18 protein-coding genes are annotated in these 24,107 nt (G+C 69.6%); 11 read left to right on the forward strand and 7 right to left on the reverse strand.

Going from position 1 to position 24,107, the window contains the following annotated elements; all coding sequences use genetic code 11:
- The 3 genes from BR07_RS0120150 to BR07_RS0120160 form a co-directional block, all read right to left on the reverse strand.
- Positions 1–2,418 (reverse strand): glycosyl hydrolase 2 galactose-binding domain-containing protein, encoded by a 2,418-nt coding sequence (locus tag BR07_RS0120150; RefSeq protein ID WP_051613633.1) that lies wholly within the window; start codon positions 2,416–2,418, stop codon positions 1–3.
- On the reverse strand, positions 2,415–3,419 hold the full coding sequence (locus BR07_RS0120155; RefSeq protein ID WP_442970378.1) for a DUF1839 family protein: 1,005 nt from the start codon (positions 3,417–3,419) through the stop codon (positions 2,415–2,417). Before BR07_RS0120155 ends, BR07_RS0120150 begins: the two co-directional genes overlap by 4 nt.
- Positions 3,420–3,498: 79 nt before the next feature.
- Positions 3,499–4,506, reverse strand: a complete 1,008-nt coding sequence (locus tag BR07_RS0120160) for an Hsp70 family protein (protein WP_027506963.1) — start codon at positions 4,504–4,506, stop codon at positions 3,499–3,501.
- A gap of 472 nt (positions 4,507–4,978) precedes the next feature.
- On the opposite strand from BR07_RS0120160, the gene BR07_RS0120165 reads away from it, so the two are divergent.
- The 8 genes from BR07_RS0120165 (at position 4,979) to BR07_RS0120200 (ending at position 16,101) form a co-directional block, all read left to right on the forward strand.
- The gene (locus BR07_RS0120165) at positions 4,979–6,061 is read left to right on the forward strand and encodes a glycosyltransferase family 4 protein (protein ID WP_027506964.1); all 1,083 of its coding nucleotides are present in this window, start codon (positions 4,979–4,981) and stop codon (positions 6,059–6,061) included.
- The gene (locus BR07_RS0120170; RefSeq protein ID WP_027506965.1) at positions 6,058–7,215 is read left to right on the forward strand and encodes a glycosyltransferase family 4 protein; all 1,158 of its coding nucleotides are present in this window, start codon (positions 6,058–6,060) and stop codon (positions 7,213–7,215) included. The genes BR07_RS0120165 and BR07_RS0120170 overlap by 4 nt, the downstream gene beginning before the upstream one ends.
- A complete protein-coding gene (locus BR07_RS0120175) occupies positions 7,205–8,590 on the forward strand; it encodes a lipopolysaccharide biosynthesis protein (RefSeq protein ID WP_081821439.1) in 1,386 nt (461 codons plus the stop codon). The genes BR07_RS0120170 and BR07_RS0120175 overlap by 11 nt, the downstream gene beginning before the upstream one ends.
- Positions 8,587–9,588 (forward strand): CgeB family protein, encoded by a 1,002-nt coding sequence (locus BR07_RS0120180; protein WP_027506967.1) that lies wholly within the window; start codon positions 8,587–8,589, stop codon positions 9,586–9,588. The genes BR07_RS0120175 and BR07_RS0120180 overlap by 4 nt, the downstream gene beginning before the upstream one ends.
- 36 nt (positions 9,589–9,624) lie before the next feature.
- Positions 9,625–11,031 (forward strand): hypothetical protein, encoded by a 1,407-nt coding sequence (locus BR07_RS25690; RefSeq protein ID WP_051613634.1) that lies wholly within the window; start codon positions 9,625–9,627, stop codon positions 11,029–11,031.
- Positions 11,022–12,989 carry a Wzz/FepE/Etk N-terminal domain-containing protein gene (locus BR07_RS26385; RefSeq protein ID WP_051613635.1) on the forward strand — a complete coding sequence of 656 codons (1,968 nt, stop codon included), beginning with the start codon at positions 11,022–11,024 and terminating at the stop codon, positions 12,987–12,989. The genes BR07_RS25690 and BR07_RS26385 overlap by 10 nt, the downstream gene beginning before the upstream one ends.
- A gap of 68 nt (positions 12,990–13,057) precedes the next feature.
- Positions 13,058–14,752: an alpha/beta fold hydrolase gene (locus tag BR07_RS0120195; protein WP_027506968.1), complete on the forward strand. Its 1,695-nt coding sequence runs from the start codon at positions 13,058–13,060 to the stop codon at positions 14,750–14,752.
- Entirely contained in the window at positions 14,749–16,101 is a 1,353-nt protein-coding gene (locus BR07_RS0120200; protein WP_027506969.1) for a glycosyl hydrolase family 28-related protein, read from the forward strand. The genes BR07_RS0120195 and BR07_RS0120200 overlap by 4 nt, the downstream gene beginning before the upstream one ends.
- Positions 16,102–16,104: 3 nt before the next feature.
- Here BR07_RS0120200 and BR07_RS0120205 read toward each other — a convergent pair whose 3' ends face one another.
- Positions 16,105–17,364 (reverse strand): glycosyl hydrolase family 28-related protein, encoded by a 1,260-nt coding sequence (locus tag BR07_RS0120205; protein WP_231476457.1) that lies wholly within the window; start codon positions 17,362–17,364, stop codon positions 16,105–16,107.
- Positions 17,365–17,595: 231 nt separating this feature from the next.
- Positions 17,596–18,372 carry a GNAT family N-acetyltransferase gene (locus BR07_RS0120210; protein ID WP_155957120.1) on the reverse strand — a complete coding sequence of 259 codons (777 nt, stop codon included), beginning with the start codon at positions 18,370–18,372 and terminating at the stop codon, positions 17,596–17,598.
- Positions 18,373–18,552: 180 nt separating this feature from the next.
- Here BR07_RS0120210 and BR07_RS25700 point away from each other — a divergent pair, with 180 nt between their 5' ends.
- From BR07_RS25700 to BR07_RS0120225, 3 genes are read left to right on the forward strand one after another with little or no spacing between them, the layout of a single operon-like run.
- On the forward strand, positions 18,553–18,843 hold the full coding sequence (locus tag BR07_RS25700; protein ID WP_231476458.1) for a phosphopantetheine-binding protein: 291 nt from the start codon (positions 18,553–18,555) through the stop codon (positions 18,841–18,843).
- On the forward strand, positions 18,840–20,387 hold the full coding sequence (locus BR07_RS25705) for a sugar transferase (protein ID WP_051613638.1): 1,548 nt from the start codon (positions 18,840–18,842) through the stop codon (positions 20,385–20,387). The genes BR07_RS25700 and BR07_RS25705 overlap by 4 nt, the downstream gene beginning before the upstream one ends.
- Positions 20,388–20,392: 5 nt before the next feature.
- Positions 20,393–20,929 (forward strand): YdcF family protein, encoded by a 537-nt coding sequence (locus tag BR07_RS0120225; protein ID WP_051613639.1) that lies wholly within the window; start codon positions 20,393–20,395, stop codon positions 20,927–20,929.
- A gap of 141 nt (positions 20,930–21,070) precedes the next feature.
- Here the strand turns inward: BR07_RS0120225 and BR07_RS0120230 are convergent, their stop codons facing one another.
- Together BR07_RS0120230 and BR07_RS0120235 are read right to left on the reverse strand one after the other, a co-directional pair.
- Positions 21,071–22,627 (reverse strand): Hsp70 family protein, encoded by a 1,557-nt coding sequence (locus tag BR07_RS0120230; protein ID WP_051613640.1) that lies wholly within the window; start codon positions 22,625–22,627, stop codon positions 21,071–21,073.
- A gap of 137 nt (positions 22,628–22,764) precedes the next feature.
- Entirely contained in the window at positions 22,765–24,087 is a 1,323-nt protein-coding gene (locus tag BR07_RS0120235) for an NAD(P)/FAD-dependent oxidoreductase (RefSeq protein WP_027506974.1), read from the reverse strand.
- Positions 24,088–24,107: the final 20 nt, after the last annotated feature.

A 24,107-nucleotide genomic window follows, 5' to 3' on the forward strand; every position in this document is an offset into this window, starting at 1 on the left:
CTATCTCTCGAGAACCGTCACCGTCGCCCTGGCTGTGCTGTTCACCGCTCGGACATGCCCTCGCGGCGTGGTCGAACCCGAGCGTGGCAGCAGAGTCAGGGCGCGGCTCGTTCCGGGGGCGAGGTGGAACCACGAGTCGGACGCCCGGTAGCCGTCCACGTCCACGCACACGTACTGCGCGGCATCCGTGCACGCGACGGTGAGGGTCCACCGGCCGTCGCCCTCCGGGGCCGCCGACGCGGTGAGACCCACCGAGTTCTGCAGCGGGAGCAGCCCGTTCTCCACCAGATGCACTGCCTCGGCGAGCACGGTGCCCTCCGGGGCGGCCAGCACGACACTCACCGCGTCGACGGTGCGCGACCCGAATCGGTGAGCGTGCGTCATGTCGGTGAACCTGCCGACGACACCGTCCGCGGTACCGGTCCACGACGAGTGGGCATCGAGAGCGAGCTGCCGAACACCGTCGGCAGCAACGGCTCCCGTACGCTGATGCGCCCGCACGGTGAGTGTTCCGGCGACGGGATCCGCGCCGTCGTTCATCACGTCGAGACGAAGCCCGTCCATCCCCTCGTCCGTCACGAGGACGGTGATCGGTGCGCTGGCCCGCGCCACCGCGTACCAGGGCGCCTTGGCGATGCCGGTGCTGTCGGTGAATCCCCACCCCGCGCCCGGCTCGAGGTCGCGGAGAGTCAGCACCAGCGCTCCCCCGCAACCCGAGTCCACCTGCCTCCAGAATCCGAACGACTGCGTCACCGCCTCACAGACGGCCGCGCGACCCAGGTCGAGGTAGCGCTCCGGATCGTCGCGGCGCACCGCGGACGGCTCCACGTCGAAGAGGGTGCGCACGTAGTGGTCTCGCACGTCCTCGAAGTCCCACGACGCTCCCCGATCACGCGGAACCGTGGCCTTCCAGCGCGGATCGTGGCCCGCCGGATGGGCCGAGCCGAACACGGAGTCGACGACGCGCCGCTCCGGGGGCACGGAGAACGCCAGGCACTCCGTCGCGAATGCCACCCGGGCGTACCGCACGTCCGAGAGAGGTCGCAGGTAGCCGCCGATGCCGAAGTAGTGCGCGAAGCCGGAGCCCACGTGGGTGGCGAGGTCGCCGCCCGACGGGGTGGACGGGACGTACGCGACACCGGAGAAGGCGTGCACCACGTCTGGAATGATGCTGTCCAGCAGTGGTATCCGTGACTCGTCCGAGGCGAGCCCGAGCATCGTCGGCTGCTGGTACGTCTCGCTACCGCCGCTCACCACCACGAGGGAGGGCCCACCGGCGGTCGCGAGCATCGCCCGGACCTCGTCGACGACGGCGGACTCGACGGCGGGATCGTCCGGTGGATCGATGGTCGCCAGCATGACGTCCTGCCACACCATGATGCCCAGTTCCGAACAGAGCGTGTGGAACTCGGCCGACTCGTAGACCATCGTGCCCGTGAGTCGCACCATGTTCAGCCCGGCCTCGACATACGAGGTCAGGGTGTCCCGCAGGTGGTCGGGATCGTTCTGCAGCGTGATCGGGTCGAGCGGGACCCAGCATCCGCCGCGGCAGAAGACGGGCACCTCGTTCACGAGCAGCGTCGTGTCGCGCAGTGCGCTCGAGCGGAACCCCACTCGGAAGTGCACGACGTGACCGTCGACGGTCACGGTGACGTCGTGGAGGGTCGGATCACCGTGCGTGTGCGGCCACCACAGGGCCCGCTCACCCGCGTCGATCTCGTCCGTCACTCGTCCGTCGGCATCGGCCGAGAGCTCGAACACGCTGTCGCCCAGCTCGATTCGCACAGCAGCGCCGGTCGTGGCCGTGCCGTCGACCTGTAGGACGCAGCGTCCGTCCCGCACCAGCCCGCGCACCGTCACGGCAGGGACGTCCACAGCGACACAGCGCACGGCGCGCCAGGGTCCGACAGGAGCCGGGGCGCCGGTGAACACGGGGGCGCGGCCGAGCATCGAGGTGCGGATCCACCGCAGGCCCTGCGACGAGATCATGGACGATCGCCACCGGCCGCGCGGGCGGCGCTTCGCCAGTGCCGCGTCGAGCGAACGACAGCACAGCGCGATCGAGACGGTGCCGGCGACGAGGGCCTCGACGGTGACGGGAACGAACATCGACGTGCTGGTGGTCGTCAGCGTCCCGTCGACCCAGACCTCCGCGAGGGTGGCGATGCCCTCGAGATGCAGCCGTATCGACTCCGTCCCGTCCGGCACCGGCACCTCGGTGCGGAACCACCAGTCGCGCCCGTCGAGGTCCTCGATCGGCAACCCCGCCGCGGCCAGCGCGCCGGCGACGGTACCCGGAACCCGTGCGGGCACAGCAGTATCGGTGTCCGGGAGACCATCGGGGCACTCGACGGCACCGGGATCGGTCGACAGGAGCGTCCAGTGTGCGTCGGCCAGCAGATCGAGCGGCGCGGTCACAGCGCCGAACGCACTGCGTCCATACCGCGCTGCCAGGCCGCTGCCACGCCGGCCATCGAGTCACGCACGTCGACGTCGCGTCCCCGAGCGGCTCGCGCCATCCGGAACTGCACGGACTTGGCGCCGGACGCCACCTCCCGGAAGGGCTCGGCGGCAGCCGCCGCACCCTCGACTCCGCGGCGTTCGAGGTACTCGGCCAGGTCGGCCGCGAGTTCGGCGGTGGAGCCGCACTGACGGAGGGTGCCGAACGACCACAGGTGGAAGAAGTCCGGGCCCGCCTGCTGGATCAGCGCGACGTCCTCGACGACCCGCCCTCCGAGGCGTTCGACCGGGTTGCCCGCATCGGCGCGCTCGAGGTGAGCACGCACCACCTGCAGGTCGTGATCGTCGGTCTCCGGACCGGCGGCCAGAGCATCACGGTCGACGACGACCCGTTCGACGTAGGGCGGCAGCGCCACCGTTCCGGGAGCGAGCGACCGGGCGAGTGCGCCGTCGAAGTCGTCACCCTCGAGGCGGAACAGACCGGCGTTGTGGAAGTAGTCGAGCCGGCGGGCGTCGGCATCGATGGCCGTCGGCACGATCGTCGTCTTGGTGTGCTCCCGGCCGTAGCTGGTGCCGTCGGTGTCGGGGAGGTAGAAGGCGTCGATCTCGACCGTACTCAGCACACCGTCGTGCATGTTCTCGATCAGGTGCTCTCCGAACGGCTTCCAGATGTTCATCTCGGAGACGTCCACCCCGTAGAGGAGGCGGAGATCCTCGGGCTGGAACTTCACGAAGTCCCACTGCCGGCCGTCGAACCCCGCGCTGAGGGCGAACGCCAGTGCGGGTGTCGGATCTGCGCCCATCGCGTGCAGCAGTTCGATCCACAGGTCGACGTAGCAGTTGGTCTCGGACCACGTGCGCTCCGACGAGTGCAGGGAGTGCGATCGGTACGTCGCGGGATCGAGGTCCGCGGGCAACGGGGACCCGCCCACCGGCGTCGCCGAGAGATTCACCGTCACTGCTCCTCCATTGGTCGTCGACACGAGGTGTCGGCCCACGCGTTCACATCACGCACGACAGTAGCCGCGAGAGAGGTGATCAGAACCCCCCGAAGTCCCCGCCACCACCGAAGTCCCCGCCACCGAAGTCCCCGCCACCGCCGAAGTCCCCGTCGGTCTCGTCGGCGAACGGGTCGGCGGTGGTGGTGACGGGCGGCGGGACTCCACGCGACCCGACGGGCGCCACCGCGCTGGTGGGTGCCACGGACGGGGTGCTGACCGTGGCGGGGTCCATCGGCTCGGGCATCGAGGTGAAGGCCCACGCCGCGGCGCCCGCCATGACGGCGCACGAGAAGGCGAGGACGAGGGCGACGGGGACCCTGCTGCGCTTCGGATCGGGCACCGGTTCCCCGCCAACGTCGACGACGTCCGCGGGCGCCGACGCGTCGGGCTCGCGTTCCGGCTCGGCGGGGGCGGCCGCGAAGGCGACGGTCCGATCCGTGGACGAGGGCTCGGTCTCGTCGCGCTGCGGATCGGGCTCGGGCGCCGGCGCCGGTACCGACACGCGCGTCGCGCGCGGGTCCAGCGCGGTGAGGACCGGAACGCCGAAGCGTTCCGCGGCGGCGATCGACAGGATCGGGATGGGCGAACCGCCCCCGACGAGGATCACCGCGTCGAGGTCGCGCTCGCCGAGAAGCGAAGCCGCGGTGTCGAGCGAGAGGTCGAGCAGAGGGCGAACCGCGGTCTCGAACTCCTGACGCGTGATCAATGTGGTGCCGCCGCCGGGGGTGCGCGCGACGGTCGCGGAGGACAGTGACTCCTTCACGCGGCGGCAGAAGACGATGACGTCCGTGTCGTCCGCGCCCTCGGCGGGACGCTCCAGAATGCCGCGGTCGACGATGTGATCGAGCACGATGTGATCGAAGACATCCCCACCGGCCACCGAGGAGTCGACGGAGCCCAGGACCGCCATCTCGTCGACGTCCACGAGGCTCGCCGTCGCGCCGCCACGGCCCAGGTCGTAGAGCAACACCGTGGTGAGACCGGACAGAACGCCCGAATCGACCACGTCCCGAGGGACCGACGTCACAGCTTCGGTGTCGGACATCCGTCGGCGCTTCCTCTCGGTGGGTGGTGATTCCCCTGCGTTGTCACTTGTCACAGCCCTGTTCACGTCGCACCCGCTTCGGGCGCAGGAACCGGACAGCTCCTGCTGTATGGCGCCCAAAAGAATCTTCCGGTATGTTAAACGATGAAATAGGGAACTGCGAGATCGATACCGGTCGTGGATGCGACCGGGCACACCTTACTGCCAGGTAGGGCCCCAGGGCGACTGTCAGTGGCACATCGATCGCAGAAATCCCTCACCGAGCAGCGTGTCGAGCGGGGCCGACGCGCACGGCCGAGCTTCGCCGATGCAGACGCGGCGCACCGGACGCTCCGATCCAGAAGTTTGGTTCGGAGTCACAAACCCGGCGCCGTGGACGCATCGACGAGCACCGGACCGAGACGAAAGGCTGTCGACCCCGATGATCCCCGCACCCGCTACTCGTGACCGCACGGCCACGGTGCAGGTACACATGACCGGCGCCGAGTGGTTCGCCGACTCGCCGGGTGGCCTCAACCGCTACTTCACCGATCTCTACGTCGCGCTCTCCGCTCTCGACGGCGTCAGCGCCTCCGCGTCCGCGTTCGGCGACTCCGATCTGAGCGACGGCCACCACGGCACGTCCTCGTGGGGACCCTCGACGGGTTCCACGCTCTCGCGCGTCTGGTCGGCCCTCTCCGCCGATCGCGGTCTGCCGAGGAACACGGTGATCGACCGCCACTTCAGCCTCTTCGGACGCCCCACCGTCGGCCTGCGCGGTGCGCACCCGTCGGTGGCGCACTTCCACGGACCCTGGGCCGCCGAGAGCGCCATGTCCGGCGAGAGCGATCTGGTCGTGCGCGCCAAGTACTGGGTCGAGCGTCTGCGCTTCCTCGACGTGCGCCGGTTCATCGTGCTGTCGGGGCACTCCGCCCGCATCCTCACCGAGGACTACGCCGTCGATCCGGCCGCGATCACGATCATCCCGCCGGGCGTCGACCTGGACCGTTTCGCCGTCACCCCGGCACCGAGCAACGCTCGCCCCACCGTCCTCTGCGTGCGCCGACTCGAGCGCCGCATGGGCATCGACCGGCTCGTCGCGGCCTGGCCCGCCGTCGTGGCGGACCACCCGGACGCGCAGCTCGTCGTCGTCGGGACCGGCACCGAGGAGGCGGCACTGCGCAGCCAGGCCGCCGAGTCCACCGCCGGCGACTCCATCGTCTTCACCGGCCGGACCAGCGACGAGCGCCTCGCAGCGCTCTACGCCGAGGCCACCGTCTCCGTGGTCCCGACCCTGAGCCTCGAAGGCTTCGGGCTCATCGCCCTCGAGTCCTGCGCCAGCGGACGCGCCCCCGTCGTGACCGACTGCGGCGGCCTGCCCGACGCCGTCGCGGGCCTCGATCCCTCCCTCGTGGTGCCCGCCGGCGACGTCGACGCACTCGCCCACCGCCTCTCCACCGCGCTGAGCGGCGACGTGCCGAGTGCCGCCGCGTGCCGCGCCCATGCCGAGTCGTTCTCGTGGGAGTCCTCGGCCCGCCGCCACGTCGACGTGTACCGAGAGTTGGTCCATCGATGACCCGCGCACTGTTCCTCGCCCACACCGCGGCGCCGTCCGGCGCCGAGATCGCGCTGCACCGCCTGGTGCGCGCCATGGACAAGACCGAGGTCACCGTCGTCTTCACCGAGACGGGTCCGATGGTGGACAAGCTCCGTGCCGACGGCATCGACACCGTCGTCGTGGACGGCGCGTTCGACAGCCGCTCCGTGACCATCGAGGGCATGTCCGTCCGCCGCATGATCGGCGGAGTCACCGGCCTGCTCCGGCTGGGGTGGGCCGTGGGCGCCGTCGTTCGCGAGTCGGGTGCCGACGTGGTCGTCGCCGAGTCGTCCAAGGCGTTGCTCATGGGGACCATCGCCGCACGGCGAGCGGGCGTGCCCTTGGTGTGGCACTCCCACGACCGCATCTCCCGCGAGTACTTCGGCACGCTGTTCACCGCCGTGCTGCACGTTCTGGGCTGGACCGCGTGCCGCGGCTTCATCGCCAACAGCACGTCCACGCTGGCCTCGCTGCCCACCTGGCGTCGGCCCGCCGTGGTCGCCTACCCCGGCGTCGACGGGTCGGCGGACCGCCCGGTGGGTGCCCGCCCCGAGCAGTCCGCTCCCGCGGACACGGTGCTGTGTCTGGTCGCCCGACTCACCCCGTGGAAGGGACACGTCCTCTTCCTCGAGGCGGTCGCGGCGATGACCACCCGGCCGGCGCACGTCTTCCTCGTCGGCGGCACATTCTTCGGCGAGGAGCCGTACCGCGCAGAGCTCGAGGCCATGGCCGCCGAGCTCGACCTGCCCGTCACCTTCACCGGCCACGTCGACGATCCGCGGGACTACATGCGGATGTCCGACGTGCTGGTCCACTGCACCCTGACGGCGGAACCGTTCGGTCAGGTCGTGGTCGAGGGCATGCTCGCCGGCTGCGCCGTGGTCGCGTCGCGGCCCGGCGGACCCGCGGAGATCGTCGAGCACGGTGTCAACGGCATGCTCGTCGACTCCGGCGACCGCGCGGGCCTCACCGCCATGCTCGATCGCGTCGTCGCCGACCGTGACCTGCGGACGCGCCTGTCCGCCGCCGCGCCGGCCCGTGCCGCGCACTTCGACATCGAGGAATCGGCCCGCACCGTCGAGAGCTTCCTCGAGGACGTCCTCGACACCGTGAGCGTGCGTCATGGTCGGTGAACTCAGTCGTGGCGGGTCGCGCGGCGGCCCCACCACCGAGCCCCCGAAGCACCGCCGTGGATCGCTGCACAAGCTGTCGGCGGTACGCGACATCGCCTTCGTCAGCTTCGGCAAGTACGGCCAGTACCTGGTCACGATCGTCACGCTGCCGCTCACGGCCCGCATCCTCGGCACCGAGGGGCTGGGTCTGCTCGCGATCGCGATGTCGGCGTACTTCATCGGCTCGCTGCTGGTCGACTTCGGCATCACCACGTTCCTCGCGGCAATGGCGAACGACGAGAACCTCAACCAGCTCCGTGGCAACTACCTCGCGCTGCGCGCCACGGTGCTCGCCGTGATGGGCACCGGGCTGCTGGCCAGCCTCACCGTGGGTGCGCACGTGCACCTGCACATGATCCTGCTCGGCCTCTTCGCCGGCGGCTTCGCGTCGTTCGGCGACGACTGGGTGCTCGTGGCCCAGGCCCGCTTCGGCATCGGCGTGGTCTACCAGGGCATCGGCCGCATCCTGTACCTCGTGCTGCTGGTGACGCTGCTGCCGATGTTCCCCAGCGCCGCGGTCGCGATGCTGTGCCTGCTGGCGTCGTCGGTGGTGTCCGTGGCCCTGACCTGGCGGCTCACCATCCGCGAGTTCGGCCCGCCGAGCAAGCCGAAGGACGTCACCGCGATGGTCCGCATGGGCGTGCCCGTCCTGACCTCGCGGCTGCTCATCACCAGCTACGGCCAGGGCGCCGCGACCTTCTACTCCGTGGCGCTGTCCGCGGCGTCGCTCGGCATCTTCTCCGCCAGCGACCGGCTGATCCGCGCGTTCCAGTCGCTGCTCGACGCCATCGGCTACGGCCTTCTGCCGCGGCTGGCCCGCGGCCGGGAGGACCACTTCTGGCAGAACGCACTGCGCGGACTGACCGCGTGCGTGGGTGTGGCCGTCGTGGCCACCGTCGGGCTGTGGGTGAGCGCGCCGCTGCTGATCTCGCTGGTGTTCGGCGATCAGTTCTCGTCCGCGGTGGACATCATGCGCGTGCAGGTGTTCATCCTGCCCTTCACCGCCATCACCTCGTTCGTCACCACCGCGATCCTGCCGGTCCGCCAGGACACCAAGGGGGTGCTGATCGGCGCCGTCGTCGGCACCGTCTTCGCCGCGGGAGCGCTGGCAACCGCGCTGTCCACCGAGTCGGTGTGGGCGCTGGTCTACGGCACGCTCACCTGCGAGGTCGCAGTCGCGGCCTGGTACCTGTTCCGGGTGCGCATGCTGCATCGCCGCAACGACGATGCGCTGCACGCGGAATCGGAGGAACCCACCGTGCCGATGGCCGTGGTCGCCTCCGATGCCCCCACCGTTCCCCTCGCCGTTCGCCGCTTCCGGGAGGCAAGTCGATGAAGATCCTGTTCCTCGGAGACGACTGGATCGGCAGCAACGCCCGGTCCATGGCCGACGGGTTCCGCGAGGCCGGCCACACCGTGCTCGTCGTCGACACCACTCCGGTCGCGCTGCCGACCCGGCTGTCCCCGCCGTGGGTGTACAGCAAGCTCGGCCGCGGCCGCGCCCCCTGGGTTCTCGAGGCACTGCACCGCCGCATCGAGGCGGCGGCAGCGCAGTTCCGCCCCGACATGCTGTTCGCGTTCCGCACCGTGCATCTCGACCAGGACCGACTGCTGGCTCTGCCGGCGGGTCTGCACGTGCACTACAGCCCGGACGACGTGTCCAACCCGTACAACACCACGCCGGAGTACCTGCGCCGCGAGGCCGACTGGGACCTCGTCGTCACCACCAAGCGGCACAACGTGCCCGAGCTGGAGTCGCGCGGCGCGAAGTCGACGCTCTTCGTCCACAGCGCGTACGACCCTGCCTGGCACCGTCCGACCGCCCGTCGTGATCCGGCCGAGTACCTCGTCGGCTTCATCGGTGCCTGCCGACCGGACCGCCGCGACTCGATGGTGGAGCTCGCCCGCACGCACGGCTCCGCGATGACGGTCCAGGGTCCGGGATGGCGACGCGTGTCCGCGCTGCGGACGACGTCGGCTCACATCGGCGGCGCCGTGTACGGCGAGGGGTTCTCGGTGGCGGTGTCGGCCGTGCTGGCCAACCTCGTCCTGCTGAACTCGGACAACCGCGACACCCACACGTGCCGCACGTTCGAGGTGCCCGCGGCCGGCGGTCTGTTCGTCGGTGAGCGCACGGACGAGCACATGGCGCTGCTGGAGGACGGACGGGATTGCCGTCTTTTCTCCAGTTCGGACGAACTCGATGACATCCTGGCGTGGTGCCGCACCGAACCTGATGCAGCCAGAGAGATGGCGGAGCGCGGCCGGCTGCGGATCGTCGGTGATCACCACGCGTACGTGGACCGAGCACGGGAGATGACCGATGCGTTGTGACATCGTCGCCCTGCGCCGCCCGACGGGGGCCGCGTCGTGACCGCCTACACCGCCGTCGCGCTCACCACTGCGGCCATCGTCGCCCTCGTCGTGTCCGCGATGTTCGTGCCGGGTGTCGCCAAGGTGTTCCTGCTGGCGCAGTCCGCCTACTGGTCGCTGAGTTACGTGGCGCGTCCCCTCGTCCTGCTGTGGACGCTCCCGCAGCCGCAGTTCGCGGACAGCCTGGCGGACCCGCGACTGGCGAACATCGGCTACGACATCGGCATCGCCGAGGTGCTGAAGCCCGTCGTGTTCGGTCTGTGGTTCTACGTGGCTCTCGTCGTCGGATACGTGCTGTTCCGTCGGTGGCGCCGGGGACCGCAGGAGCGGACCACCATCGGCGCGGCCGTCGCGGATCCGTACTTCTTCCGCAGCCTCGGCACCATCTACGTGCTGGGTCTCGGCGGACGCTTCGTGTCCTTCGCGACGGGCAACACCGGATCCGCCGGTGAGGTCAGCAGTTCCAACCCGCTCCTCGACTTCGCCGCCACGATGGCGACGGTGGGCGCCCTCGGCCTCATCGTCTTCGCGCGACCGGAGAAGCTGTGGCAGACCGCGGTCCTGCTGCTCGGCCTGATGGGCATGGAGCTCGTGTGGACCGTGATCGTGGAGTCCAAGACCCCCGTGCTCGGTGCGGCTCTCGCCGTCGCCGTGCGCTTCGCCCTCATCGGGTGGACGCGCGGGACCATCCTCGGCGTGCTCGGTATCTCGGCCGGCGCCATCGGCGCGTTCGGCATCCTGCAGTCGCTGAAGGTGGACCCCGAGGCCCGTGCGATCTCGGCGGCCGCCGAGGCCAGCTATCCCCCTGTCGTGCAACCGTTCCTGCCGATCCTGCGCCGCTTCGACCTCCTCGAGGCCGCGACGGACGCGTACTACATGCAGGGCCGGGAATGGATCTCGCACGGCGACGTGGTGAAGAACGCGCTCCTCAACTTCATCCCGTCCCAGCTCCTCGGATCGGAGAAGTTCCAGTCCGGCACCGCGTGGGCCAACCAGGTCCGCGGGTCGTCGGTGGACATGCGCAACGTGTCCGTCTCCCTGGCCGAGGGAAACATCAGTGAGGGCTTCGTGTTCGGCGGGTACGCCGGCGTGGCCGTCACCATGACCTTCACCTTCGTCATGGTGCTGGTCGCCGTTCGATGGCTCCTCGCGAGGAACTTCCTCTTCGTGGTGCTCGGGCTGACGCTCATCGAGTATCCGGTGCTGTTCGAGCGCGGGATCCTCGGGACGACCGAGTCCATCGGCAAATCACTCCAATTGGCAATTCTCGTGTGGATCGTGACGCTTCTCGTCGGCGAGTACTCCCGACAGTGCGCGGAGACACCCCCTCCGACCACGCACGTTCCCGACGACATCTCCACACTCGACCGCTCTTCGAGCAAAGGATCTGCATCATGGGTTTGATCGATTACGTGAACATCGCACGACGCCGGTGGATGACCATCCTGGCCTTCGTCGTGTTGGGAACGGTGGCAGCGGCGGCGTACACGTCGACGCTGAGCTACTCCTACACCTCCTCGAGCCGTCTCTACGTCTCGATGGCGACCGGCACCTCGGTGTCGGACGCCTACCAGGGCAACATGGCGGCGCAGCAGCGTGTCACGTCCTACGTGAACCTGGTGACCAGTGAGCGCGTCATGTCGGGTGTCATCTCCGATCTGCAGCTCGACACCACGCCGGCGGCTCTCGCGTCGACGGTCACCACGTCCTTCGCACCGGCCACCGTGCTCATCGGCATCTCGGTGTCGGACACGACGCCGGACGGTGCGCGGGCGATCAACGACGCGGTGGTCACCGAGCTCCGTGATCTGGTCAACGAGATCGAGACCACGGAGATCGGCGCGGCTCCCGCGGCGAAGGTGACCGTCGTCGACCCGGCGACCACCCCGGCCGCCGTGGGCGGGCCCGCACCGATGCGCACCCTGCTCATGGGCGCCGTCGCCGGCATGCTGCTCGGCTGCGCTGCGGCGTACCTGCGTGACCGGCTCGACAAGCGCATCCGCACCACCGGCCAGGTCGCCGCGGTCGCTCCCACCACGTTCCTCGGTGACGTCAAGGCGGCCACGCGCACCGCGGACGCACGGCGCGCCGCACTGCGCCTCGACGCCTCGGTCGGCCGGACGACCCCGCACTCCATCGCGGTCGTCGGCGTCTCCCCCGCCGGCGGGTCGGACACCGTCCTCGCCCTGGCGCGTGCGCTCAGCGGACTGGGCCGCCCGACTCTCGTGGTCGACGCCTGCACCGACGGCACCGGAGTGTCGTCTCGCATGCAGAACGCCGGCGGGCTCGCCGATCTCGCACGCTCGCCGAAGCGGTCGGCCACCGATCTCACGCGGCCGAGCCAGGTCGAGGGTCTGAGCATCCTGCCCATGGGCGTGGGTGACGATCGGACCACCCTGTTCCTGGCCTCCCCGCGCTTCGGCACCATCGTGCAGAGCCTGAAGGCCGATCGTGACTACGTGGTGATCGACGCGACCTCGGTGGCGGACGCGACCGATGCGCTCGCCATCGCCGTGCACGTCGACCACGTCGTCGTGGCCGTCGAGAACGGCACCACCACCGCCGCGCAGCTCCGCGCACTGCTGACCGAGCTCGACAGCATCGGGGTCGCCGTGGCCGGAACCGTTCTGGTGCCGCACGTCTCGGCTCGCCGCTGGCCGCTGTCGCTGCTGAAGTCCTCCGCCGCGAAGGACGACGTCGTGCCCGCGACGTCGCCGAAGGCTGCTCCCGTGGCCGAGGTGCGCGACGTGCCGACCACCACCCGGACCACCACCGCTGCGCGTCCGACCGCACCGCAGTCCTACCGCGCGCCGTCGCCGGTCCACGAGTCCGAGTACCGGAACGACGACTACCGCAGTGACGGCTACCGCACCGACGGCTACCGGGACGATCACCAGGATCGCTGGGACACCGTCCAGCCGGCACCTCGTGCCGAGCGCGCCGCCCGTCCCGAGCCCCGCCAGGAGGAGCGTTACGACGTGGTCCAGTCGCCGGCGGACGCCGAGACCGACCGCTTCCACGCGGTGACGGCGGAGCCGATCGAGGTTCCGCAGGACGACGCAGAAGATGGTGTCGCGGAGAAGGGCTTGACCGAGTCCGAGGTGAACGACACCATCACCGCGGACGTCGAGGACGTCGACACCGACGAGTCCGAGACGGACGACGCCGACACCAGCGCGACGCCCGAGCCGGTCTCGATCACCAAGGCCGACACGACCACGCCGGCCGCGTCCGACAAGGCGGACAAGGCCGCGCAGGACACGACGGTCACGAAGGCGACCCGTCCCGCGGAGCCCACCACCTCGCGGCCCGTCCGCCCTCGGACGCAGACCGGCCGCCGCACCTTCCGGGTCACCAAGTGACGCAGACCCTCCACTCCACCAGCACCCCGAGCCCGATCGGCTCGCACTCCCGAGAGGACCGAGCACCCATGTCGACAACACCGACCTGGTTCGGATCGGACGGCCGTCGCCTGTTCGGCGTGGTTCACCTTCCCGAAGGCGACCACGCGCGCGCGGGGATCGTGCTGTGCCCGTCGATGGGCAAGGAGCACGTCGACACCTACCGCGGCCTCAAGCTGCTCGCGCAGGAGTTGGCCGCGGCCGGCTTCGCCGTGCTGCGGTTCGACTACCTCGGTGTGGGCGACTCGGGCGGCGACCAGAACGACGCTGCGGCGATGGACGGGTGGCTCGCGAGCATCGGGGACGCGGTGAGCCTGGTGCGCTCGCTCGGCTGCACCACGGTCTCCGCCGTCGGCCTGCGCGCCGGTGCCCTGCTTCTCGATCGCGCCGCCGACGCGGTCGGCCCGCTGCACACGGTCGTCCTGTGGGATCCGGTGCCGCGCGGCCGCGCGTACCTGCGCGAGCAGCAGGCGCTGTACCGGCTCGGCGTGGGCGCGGACACCGTCGGAACCGACACCGACGACACCGATCTGCACACCATCGGGCACTCGCTGTCCACCGAGGCCGCGGCAGCGCTGTCCGCCCTCGAACTCACCGCGGCGTCACCCGCCGTGTCGCAGTGGATCTTCGCGCTGCGTGACGGGTACTCCTCGCCTCGGCTCGACAAGGCGATCGAGCGGTCGGGGGCGACGGTGCGGCACGTCGGCACGATGACCGAGTTCGTCACGCCCGAGAGCTTCCTGGTGCCGTTGCCGAACACGGCGATCCGCGCGGTCGTCGACATCCTCGACGGCGCACACGACTCCGCCCGCGACTGCGCGGTCGAGTTCACCCCGACCACGAGCGTCACGCACCAGGCGAGCGACGGGTCGACCTTCACCGAGCACATCGAGAGCATCGGCGCGCACGGCCTGTTCGGCATCCGATCCACTCCGGTCGGGACACCGGATTCCGCACCGACTCTGGTCTTCTGCGCCACGGCGAACGACACGCGCACCGGACCGGCGCGGCTGTGGGTCGAGCTCGCTCGCGAGGCGGCACGCTCCGGTGCGTCCGCGCTGCGCTTCGACCGACGCGGAACCGGTGAATCGGAGGTGGTGCGTGCCGACGAGCACACTCCGATCTACTCGGCGGAGAGCGCCGACGACGTGGTCGCGGCCGCCCGTGCGGCGCATGCGGATCCGCGTCGCGTGGTGCTCACAGGCATCTGCTCCGGGTCGTGGAACGCGGCCCACGCCGCCACGGAGATCGGGGCCGGCGGCGCCGTCATGGTGAACGCCATCGCGTGGAGCTGGAAGCGCAAGAAGTCGACGCAGGGCGAGATCGATCCTGCCGATCTGGGCATCCCGCGGTCGGATCCGGCGTGGCAGAAGACGCCCCGGGCGCGCATCAAGAACGCACTGCAGACGCACCTGCCGTACCGGGCGTGGCGGCTGCTCGGTGTGCGCGGCGTGACCCAGGTTCCCGAGGTCATCCTGCGTTCGCTGGCGGACAACGACGTCGACGCCACCGTGATCCTGGCTCCGGCCGATCACCGCTGGTTCGTCGATCAGCGTGGGCCCGAGGGCCTCACACGCATCCAGCGTCGCAGCGGCACCGTACCGTTGATCGTCAGCGCGCCCGTCGGTGACCACTCGGCGTACCACGCCGACATGCGCCGCACGATCATTTCCTCGGTGCTCGCCCGAACCATCGAACCGCAGAGACAGCAGGTCACCGCGTGACCGCGAGTTCCTTCGGCCGGCGACGGCTGCTCACAGGCACCCTCGTCGCCGCCACCGTTCCGCTCGCGGTCGCGTGTTCGCGCGACGACGCCGAGTCGGTGCAGTTCCAGTCGCCGAACGTCACGGACACCCCGGCTGCGCGCAACGTGCGTGACTTCGGGGCGACGGGCGACGGCACCACCGACGACACCGAGGCGATCGCGCGGGCGTTCGAGGGCATCACCCAAGCCTCTGCGGTCTATCTGCCCGGCGGCACCTACCGGGTGACGGCGTGGCCGGCGATGGCCGACTACGCCACCGTGTACGGCGACGGCGCCGATGTCACCACCGTCCTGTACGAACAGAACGGCACTCTGATCGACCTGCGGGGACGCCAGCGCGTCAACTTCCGCCGGATGGGGTTCTTCACCACCGGCGCCACGTCGACGTGCTTCTCACTGTCCGCGTGTTTCCGCTGCTCGTTCGACTCGGTGACCATCCGCGGCAACCACTCGTCGTCCACGTTCCCGCAGTACGAGAACCAGCGCGGAGTGCTGCTGACCGACAACACGGGCGGCACCACGTTCACCAACTGCGACATCAACAACTACGGCATCGGTCTGACGTCGGAGTGCATCCAGAACTACGTGACGGCCTCGAAGTTCACGAGCAACCGCGTCGGCGTGCTCGGCACCGGTGGCGACTTCAACGCCGGCATGGCGTTCACCAACGTCGAATTCGTGTCGGACAACGACCCGGACACGACGGATCGGCACGTCCGCGTCGACGGTCCCGCGAACGACTGGTGGTTCACCAACGTCTGGTTCGAGGGGTCCGAGGTGGCCCTGAGCATCGGCACGCGCGAGACCGGCGGGCCGTCCCAGTTCGGCATGGTCAACTGCAAGATCTCGGCGCGCACCACGTGTGTCGAGCTGCTGTACTGCCGGCAGCCGTACCTGGCCAACATCATCTTCGATCCGGACCCGAACAGCCGGCCCGCCGAGCTGGTCATCGACGCGGAGCACGTCCCGACGGGCACCGCGGTGAACCTGATCTCGGGCGTCAACGACGACGTGAACGGCGCGGTCTTCCCCGATGCGTGGACCGTGATCGGTCGCGGCACCATGTCGGGGCCCACCTTCACCAGCACGGTGGTCACGCGCACCGTGCAGGACGACGTCGACCTGCTGCAGGCGCGGGACAGCGGCGATGCCGTGACCGCCGCCGTCCTGTCCGACGGCACCTGGTTGTCCGACCGCCGCGAGGCGGGCGTGGTGCTCAAAGACGAGTCCAACGCGTACTGGCGTCTGGTGGTGGGGACGGACGGAACCCTGAGTACCGAGTCCCTCGGCACCGATCGGCCGCGCTGACCGCTACAGCACCCCGAGGTTCTGCCCGCTCACCACACCGGTGTTGCTGATCGACAGCCGCCAACTCTTGCCGTCCGGCGACTTGACGACGGGTCCGCCGCCGGCGGAGAAGAGCTTGCCGCGGCCGAGCACCGACCAGCCACCAGGGAAGGTGTTGCCGGGGAAGTCGGCACCCTGGCTGGTGATGAGGTTGATCGCGGTCCCCTCCGCGACATACTGCGCGTTCACCCTGATGAGCTGGGGATTCGACTGTTGGTCGGCGTCGAACGCCACGTTGGCGAGGTACGGCTGGCGGCAGTGCTGCAGATCGAGGCAGATCCCGCGAGCGGCGACCTTGCAGTTGACCATGCCGAACTGCGACGGTCCGCCCGTGCCCGCCTTACCGATGGTGAGGGCCGTCGCCGCTCCCTCGAACCACACGTTGGTGAGCCACCAGTCGTTGGCCCGGCCGTCCACGACGAGATGCGACGTGGTGGTGTTCGCATTGATGTCGGAGACGAACTCGGTGTTGACGATCGACATTCCCGACGCGAAATTGTTGCCCGTTCCCAGCAGCCCGATCCAGTTGGTCGCGAACTTGCAGTTGGCGATGTACGACTGAATGGCCGTCGTCGACATCGCCGTTCCGTAATTGTTGAAGTCGCAATTCACGAACGACGTTCCGCCGGTGTTGTTGATCAGCGACACGCCTTTCTGCGGCAGGAACCGGGGGTAGCTCTGCGGGGTGTGGTTACCGCGGAAGACCACCGAGTCGAACGAGCAGCGGAAGCAGGCGTCGAGAAGCACGGCCAGCGACGAGGGATCCAGCGAGAAGATGCCCAGGTTCTTCAGTGCGACGCGCTGACGGCCCTTGAGGGTGAGCAGCGTGCCCGAGCTGGTGTGCACGATCGTCGTGAGATCGGCGCCGGCCCCGAACACCGTGGCGTAGTTGGCGAACTGTGGTAGCGAACGCACCCGGAACATGCCGGGCGGGAAGTAGAGCGGCCGGTTCTGTTGCTGCGCTGCGGTATACGCGGCGGCGACGGCGGCGGTGTCGTCGGCGGCGTTGTCACCCTTCGCGTTGTACGGGGCGGCCTTGACGTTGACCCACCCGAGCAGGGCGCCGGGGTCGGTCTCGCCCGCCGCGAGGGTCACGGCCACGGGGTCGTCGGCCTGCGCGAGGATGCTGCTCGCCGCGAGCGTGGTGCCCACTCCAGCGGCCAGTCCCCCCATGAGCAGTGCGCGGCGGTCGAGCCGCGAACCCGAAGGACCTCTGTCGTTCATGGTTTACCCCTTCACCATCGTGGTCGGCGCACCTCCTGCCCCCGCTCGGCGCCTGCCCATACACAAGCAAAGAAATGCGCATTCACGACGCGACGCGCCGCCCCGAGAGACCTGCGATACACGGCGGTGTGAAAAAGACCGACCGCGGCTTCCACATCGAAAGCCGTTCACTGATGGGCATCGTGTTTCGCGCCCGCCCACCAAGACAAAGGCAGGAAAGTGTGTCGGCCGTCACGCGGCGCCGAGCACCCACCGAGGCCGCGACCACACCTGCCAGTACTCCGTCGTGTGGAAGCCCAGCGACGCGTAGAGCGGCACTCCGGCCGGGGAGGCGAGGCACAGATCCTGCGACGGCCCGTGCAGTCCGGTCTCGACGTACTTGCCGCCCGCGATGAGGCGCGCCGCGTGTCCGGCACGGCGGTGGTCCGGATGGGTGGCCAGCGCCCACCCCGTGACGGTGTCGCCGGCGCGGCACGACAGCAGGCAGGAGACGAGCTCGTCGTCGACGAACAGCCCGAACGCCATGGCGTCGGGACGGCGAAGCGTCTCCGCGGTGTAGACGGCGGCGGCCAGCTCGGGCCCCACCCCGAACGCGAGCGACGCGACCTCCTGACAGGCGGGCAGGTCTGCTTCTGTGATCTCTCGCACCCCGTCCACCGGCTGCGACCCACCGGCGGACCGGTGCATGAACGGCATGGCCTGCAGGCTCACCCAGCCGGCGTCAGCCAGGGTCTGCGCCCCCGAGAGGCCGGCGCCGGCCAGCATCACCAGAGCCGGTCGGCGGAGCGCGGTCACCGAGTCGATCACCCGTCCGACCTGTTCAGCGGCGTCTCCGCCGTGCACCAGGGCGAGGTTGTAGTCGGGTCGGGCCAGCCCGCTGAACGCCACCCAGCCGGAGTCGGTCGACTCGAACGTGTGGTCCGCCCAGGAGCGCGTCGTCTGTCCGAACGACTGCCGGAGCGCCTCCATCTCGCGCTCCGATGACCGTCCGATCGGCATCTCACTCACGCCTTCACCAAAACCTTCCTGCGGTACGGAAACTTCTCATATACACTTCTCGTAGATTGTTGCGGCGTCCACAAGAGCCGACGCGGTCGAGTTCTTCCATGTAAGTCGACGATGCATTCGCCGCGGGGCGCGATATGAGCGTGACTGTCTGTCTGAACCGTAGGCAAGGAGTAAACCCTCGTGACGCACCCGTCACCAACCCGGGACACCATCGTCCGTAGCTCGCTGCACCGAGCCGGTCGACTACCCGTCGATCCGTGGACGCTGGGCGACGACGAGAACCTGTTCGACGCCGGCCTGAGTTCGCACGCCAGCGTGGCCGTGCTCGTGGATCTGGAGGAATCGGCCCAGGTCGAGTTCCCCGATCACCTTCTGCGTCGTTCCACGTTCGCCACGATCGCCGCCATCCGTGACGCGCTGGACCATGTGTCCGACACCTCCGCAGCCGTCCAGCCGGAGGCGAGCCGATGACCACCTCGCACCCCGACACCTCGCCGATCGATCTCCGTGGCGACAAGCGCCGCGGGGCGGACTCACCCGATCTGGAGCCGGAGAACCTGCTCCCCCGCTTCGCCCGCCATGCCGAGGCCGTGCAGTACGCACAGGCAGCGCAGGAGGCGACGGCCACCGAGGTCACCCCACCCATCCCGCTCCGTCCCAACATCCCGGATCCGCGCAGCCGTCTGTCGCGCTGGCCGGCTCTGCACCTGAGCGCGGTGCTCGGCATCGTCCTCGAGTCGATGTTCGTCTCCCTCGCTGTCGCGCTCGCGCCGTTCGACGGCCACCCGGTGATCGTGACCGTGCTGATCGTCCTCTTCGCGGTGCTGCCGCAGCGCCGTCGTCAGCGTCTCACGCTGTCGATGCTGGACGATCTGCCGCTGATGGCCGCCATCGTGCTGCTGGTCTCCATGAGCGCCATCGTCATCGTGGCGCCGTCCACCACCCTGCTCACGGCCGCCCTCATCTCCCTGTCCGTCCTGGCGGCCACCATGGCGGGCCGCGAGGCGTCCTACTTCGTCGCCCGTCGGCTGCGGCGTCGGCCGCGCTTCCAGCGCCGCACCGTCGTGATCGGCAGCGGGCTCGTGGCCACGCAGCTCGTCGAGAGCATGCAGTCCTACCCGGAGCACGGTCTCGAGCCGCACGCCCTGCTGGACGATTCGCCGATGCCGGCGAGCGTGGCCAGCCACATCCCCGTCGAGCCGCTGGCGAACCAGCTGCGGACCTACATCGACCTCCACCAGATCGACACCATCGTCATCGCGTTCTCGGCGATGCGGGAGTCGGCTCTGCTGACACTGCTGCGCGAGTGCGACCGGATGGACTGCGAGATCTTCGTGGTGCCGCGTCTGTTCGAGTTCGTGAGCGTCACCGGTGAGATGGACCGACTGCACGCCATCCCGCTGGTGCGTATCCGACGCGACGCGCACCGGTCGCTCGCCTGGCGCATCAAGCGCGTCCTGAGCAGCATCCTTGCGGGTATGGCTCTCTTCGTGCTGTCCCCGCTCCTGCTCGCCATCGCGGCGGCCGTGCGGTTCTCCGATCCGAGCGCGCCCGTGCTGTTCAAGCAGCTGCGCGTCACCGGCAACGGTCAGCTGTTCGCCTGCCTCAAGTTCCGGTCGATGAAACCCGCGTCGCGCACCGAGTCGGACACGACGTGGAACATCTCCCAGGACGACCGCGTCGGGCGACTGGGCCGCTTCCTGCGCAAGACCTCCCTGGACGAGTTGCCTCAGCTGTGGAACATCATGGTGGGCGACATGGACCTGGTGGGCCCGCGCCCCGAGCGACCCCACTTCGTCGACAAGTTCACCACCGAGATCCCGGGCTACTCCGCACGTCACCGCGTGCCCGGCGGGCTCACGGGATGGGCTGCGGTGCACGGACTTCGAGGCGACACGTCACTCAAGGACCGCGCGCTCTACGACAACTTCTACATCGAGAACTGGAGTCTCTGGCTCGACGTCAAGATCCTGCTCCGTACGGTCCTGTCCGTACTGCGGCGGACCGGTGGCTGAGACTCGTGACCTTTCGCCGCCTTCTGGTGGCGTTCTCGGTGCTGCTCGTGGCCATCGTGGCCGCGGGATGGCCCGTGTACGTCCACCCTCAGACAGACCCACTCCGACCGGCCGACGCCGTCGTGGTGCTCGGGGGGAAGCCCTACGGGCGCTTCCACTACGGCATCGACATCGCCGAGCAGGGGTACGCACCCGAAGTGGTGCTCTCCAACTCGGTGGGCCCGGACGACGTGCGCATGCAGCAGATCTGCAACGGCACCTACACCGTGAAAGTGTCGTGCTTCCTCCCGGATCCGTACTCCACGAAGGGCGAGGCGGAGGAGATCAAGCGTCGCGCCGCCGCGGAGAACTGGAAACACATCATCGTGGTGACCTACACGCCGCACCTGTCTCGGTCGCGCTACATCGTCCAGCAGTGCTTCGACGGCGAGGTCACCATGTCTCCCAACCCCACTCAGGAGGGGATCGGAGAGTGGATCGGCAGCTACATCTATCAGACTGCCGGCTACATCAAGGCTGCACTCGACAGCGAGTGCTCGTGACCGTGGCCTGACGGCCCGGACACGCGACGAACACGAACGCCGTAGTGCGGCATCGCTGCGATGCGATGCCGTCGGGGGCTACGGCGCTCGTGTTCGACGACGTTCACAGCAGGACAACGACTTTCGCTGCCACCGGAAGGATCAGAACCCGGGAATCAGACCCGGCGGGATCTGGATGCCGGGCGGCAGCTGCACACCGGGGAGACCCGGGATGGTCGGCGGAGCAGGCGCGGGAGCAGGCGCCACCTCGGGAACCTCGGCGGCCGGAGCGGGCGCCTCCACCGGAGCCGGAGCGACCGGGGGAACGGTGGTGGTGGTCGGCGGCACCGTGGTGGTGGTCCGTGTGGTGGTCGCCGTCGTCGTGGACGGTGCGTCCGAACTCGACGTTCCCGCCTGATCGGCCGGGGTGACGTCGGCGGTGGACTGCGACGGCGTCGCGCCGTATCCGAGCGCGAGCCCGACGGCAGCGATCACCGCGAGACCGACGGCCGCGATGAGCGGCAGCCGTGGGCGTGACGAACGCTGTTCCGGCGCTGCGGAACCGGCCCCGGAGAGCCACGAGGGAGTCTCTGCCGCGCGCGGATCCGCCACGTCGGGGCGATGCTCCGAGTCGCGAGCCGCATGGTCGATGTCGCGCGCGGAGTGCTCACGGCTCTCCACGTCGCTGTAGGCCATGGTCTCCGCGGACGGTGCGCTGAGCGCCTTCTCCGGCGCCGGTGCGTCCGGCGTGCGCGGCTCGACCGGCCCGGCGACCACGGGAGCGGACACCAGCGGTGCCGCGACGGTCGGAGCGGGAGCAGCGGGACGAGGGGCGGCCATCGGGACGGGACCGGAGTTCGACTGGCCGTCCACGGGAGTCGCGGACAGTGCCGCACCCTTCGCGGCGACCAGCTCGGGCTCCGCGGGCGTGATGGTGGGGAGACCGACCCAGCCCGCGAGCGTCGCCCGGACCAGCGGGATGCGGGATCCGCCGCCGATCATGACGAGAGCCTCGACGGGGCGGCCGGCGCGCGTGATGACATCGCGGGTGAGCCGCGCGGACTGCTCGATGGGGACGGCGACCATCGACTCGAACGCCTCGCGGGACAGCAGGATGAGCCCGCCGATACCCGGCAGGCACACGGCGCCGCTCGAGGAGAGCTGTTCCTTGGCCACGCGGCACCGGAGCTCGAACTCGCGTCCGTCCACGTCGTCCAGGCCGCTCTGCTGGCGGCCGATCTGGTTGTCGCGGATGGTGGCGTCGAACATGTTGCCGCTGACGGCGAAGCTGCGCTCGGAGGCGAGCACCTGCCCGTTGTCGAGGTCGACGACGGTGACGCTGAGACCCGAGCTGCCCAGGTCGTACAACCCGACGACGTGGAGCCCGTCGAGGTCGCCCGTGGACCGCAGGAACTGCACGGCGGCATGCACTTCGGGGACGAGGCGGTAGTTGACGATGTGCTGGCGGGCCATGGCCCGGGCGACGGCGCCGGCCTGCGCGTCGTCGCGGTAGGCGACGCCGGTGGCGGAGATCGACTCGGGGTCGGCGGGGTCGGCGAGGATGACGCCGATGGACTCGGCCGCGAGCTGCTCGGCCTGGTCGAAGGTGGTGTCGATGGCGCGGTGACGGAAGGCGGCCTCGACGCCGGCGCGCAGCCCCTGAACGGGCCTGGCCAAGCGCACGGCACTGGTGCCCACCGACACTCCCAGTACTGTCATGAGCCGCCTTGTCCGGACCGATGTACCGCACGACGAGCGCGTGCGATCACAGAGTGTAACCAGGCCGCGCCACCGCCGTCACATCGGCTGTTATGACCTGACAAACGGGGCGGGCGTCCACTTTGTCCGGAGGCCGGTCACGCGTAGGGCATGCGGGCGGTCTCCGGATCGCCGAACGTGACCGCTCGCTCGCGTCTGGTTCCCGAGGCGAGGGTCGCGGCCCAGTTGATCAAGGTGCCGGCACGGTTGCGTCGACCCGAGAGGAACGCGATGTGGATCGCGCCCCACGCGGCCCACCCGGCGAAGCCCGAGAGCTGGATGGGGCCCGCCTGCAGCAGCGCGTGCCGACGCGCGATGTAGGCCGCGCTACCGAGATCGTGGTACTTGAACGGCGACGACGCGCGCGTCCCGTTCTCGATGGTCTTCGCGATCATCGCGCCCGCGTGGCGGCCGCCCTGCATGGCGACCTCCGCGACGCCGGGCAGATCGTTCAGCGCGGCCACGTCGCCCACGACGTACACGGTGGGGTGCCCCGCGACCGAGAGGTCTTTCTCCACCGGGATGCGTCCGCCACGCGCCTGCGTGACGCCCAGTGCCGACGCCAGGGTGCCGGCGAACGGCACCGCCTCGACGCCCGCGGTCCACAGCACGGTGTGGGTGTCGTAGGTCGTCTTCTGCTTGTCCGACTTGCGGGTGACCTCGACGTGGTCGGCCGTCACGTCGGTCACGTGGACCCCGAGGTGGGTCTCCACCCCGATGTGGTCGAGGGTCTTCTGAGCCTTCGCCGACAGCGTGGCGTCGAACGACTCGAGGACGCGGTCACCGCCGTGGAACAGCAGCACCCGCGCCTCGCTCGGGTCGATCGAGCGGAACTCGTGCTCGAGCGCACCGACGGCGAGCTCACGGATCTGTCCGGCGATCTCGACGCCGGTGGGGCCGCCGCCGGACACCGCGAACGTGAGCCACGGCCGACGCTCCTCAGGAGTGGGCAGCGACTCGGCCATCTCGAACGCGCTGATGAGCTTGCGGCGGATCGCGAGCGCGTCGTCGACGGTCTTCATGCCGGGCGCGTACTTCGCGAACTCCTCGTTGCCGTGATAGCTCTGCCGCATGCCGGCGGCGAACACGAGGTAGTCGAAGGGCAGCTCGAACGTCGACCCGTCGATACGCGACGCGGTGAGACGTCGCTTCTCGAGATCGATGCCCGACGCCTCCCCGAGCGCGACGTGGGTGTTTTTTTGTCGACGCAGGAGGTGCCGCAGCGGCGAGGTGATGGATCCCTCGGACAGCAGGCCGGTGGCGCACTGGTAGAGCAGCGGTTGGAAGACGTGCGAGGTGCCGCGGTCGATCACGGTGACGTCGCCGTCGATATGGCGCAGTCGCCGGGCGGCGTACAGCCCGCCGAATCCGCCGCCGACGACGACGACACTCGGGCGCTGTCGTGAGAGTTCATCAGCCATGCTCGAAATCCTGCCACGCG

This window comes from Rhodococcus sp. UNC23MFCrub1.1 (genome assembly GCF_000686025.1).
Lineage (GTDB): Bacteria > Actinomycetota > Actinomycetes > Mycobacteriales > Mycobacteriaceae > Rhodococcoides.

What these genes read in the sequence shown, in the direction of transcription:
- BR07_RS0120235 (WP_027506974.1), bottom strand. Translation starts at nt 24,087, where the DNA reads ATGGCTGATGAACTCTCACGACAGCGCCCGAGTGTCGTCGTCGTCGGC.
- BR07_RS0120160 (WP_027506963.1), bottom strand. Translation starts at nt 4,506, where the DNA reads ATGTCCGACACCGAAGCTGTGACGTCGGTCCCTCGGGACGTGGTCGAT.
- BR07_RS0120180 (WP_027506967.1), top strand. Translation starts at nt 8,587, where the DNA reads ATGAAGATCCTGTTCCTCGGAGACGACTGGATCGGCAGCAACGCCCGG.
- BR07_RS25705 (WP_051613638.1), top strand. Translation starts at nt 18,840, where the DNA reads ATGACCACCTCGCACCCCGACACCTCGCCGATCGATCTCCGTGGCGAC.
- BR07_RS0120230 (WP_051613640.1), bottom strand. Translation starts at nt 22,627, where the DNA reads ATGACAGTACTGGGAGTGTCGGTGGGCACCAGTGCCGTGCGCTTGGCC.
- BR07_RS0120165 (WP_027506964.1), top strand. Translation starts at nt 4,979, where the DNA reads ATGACCGGCGCCGAGTGGTTCGCCGACTCGCCGGGTGGCCTCAACCGC.
- BR07_RS0120195 (WP_027506968.1), top strand. Translation starts at nt 13,058, where the DNA reads ATGTCGACAACACCGACCTGGTTCGGATCGGACGGCCGTCGCCTGTTC.
- BR07_RS0120170 (WP_027506965.1), top strand. Translation starts at nt 6,058, where the DNA reads ATGACCCGCGCACTGTTCCTCGCCCACACCGCGGCGCCGTCCGGCGCC.
- BR07_RS0120175 (WP_081821439.1), top strand. Translation starts at nt 7,205, where the DNA reads ATGGTCGGTGAACTCAGTCGTGGCGGGTCGCGCGGCGGCCCCACCACC.
- BR07_RS0120205 (WP_231476457.1), bottom strand. Translation starts at nt 17,364, where the DNA reads ATGAACGACAGAGGTCCTTCGGGTTCGCGGCTCGACCGCCGCGCACTG.
- BR07_RS26385 (WP_051613635.1), top strand. Translation starts at nt 11,022, where the DNA reads ATGGGTTTGATCGATTACGTGAACATCGCACGACGCCGGTGGATGACC.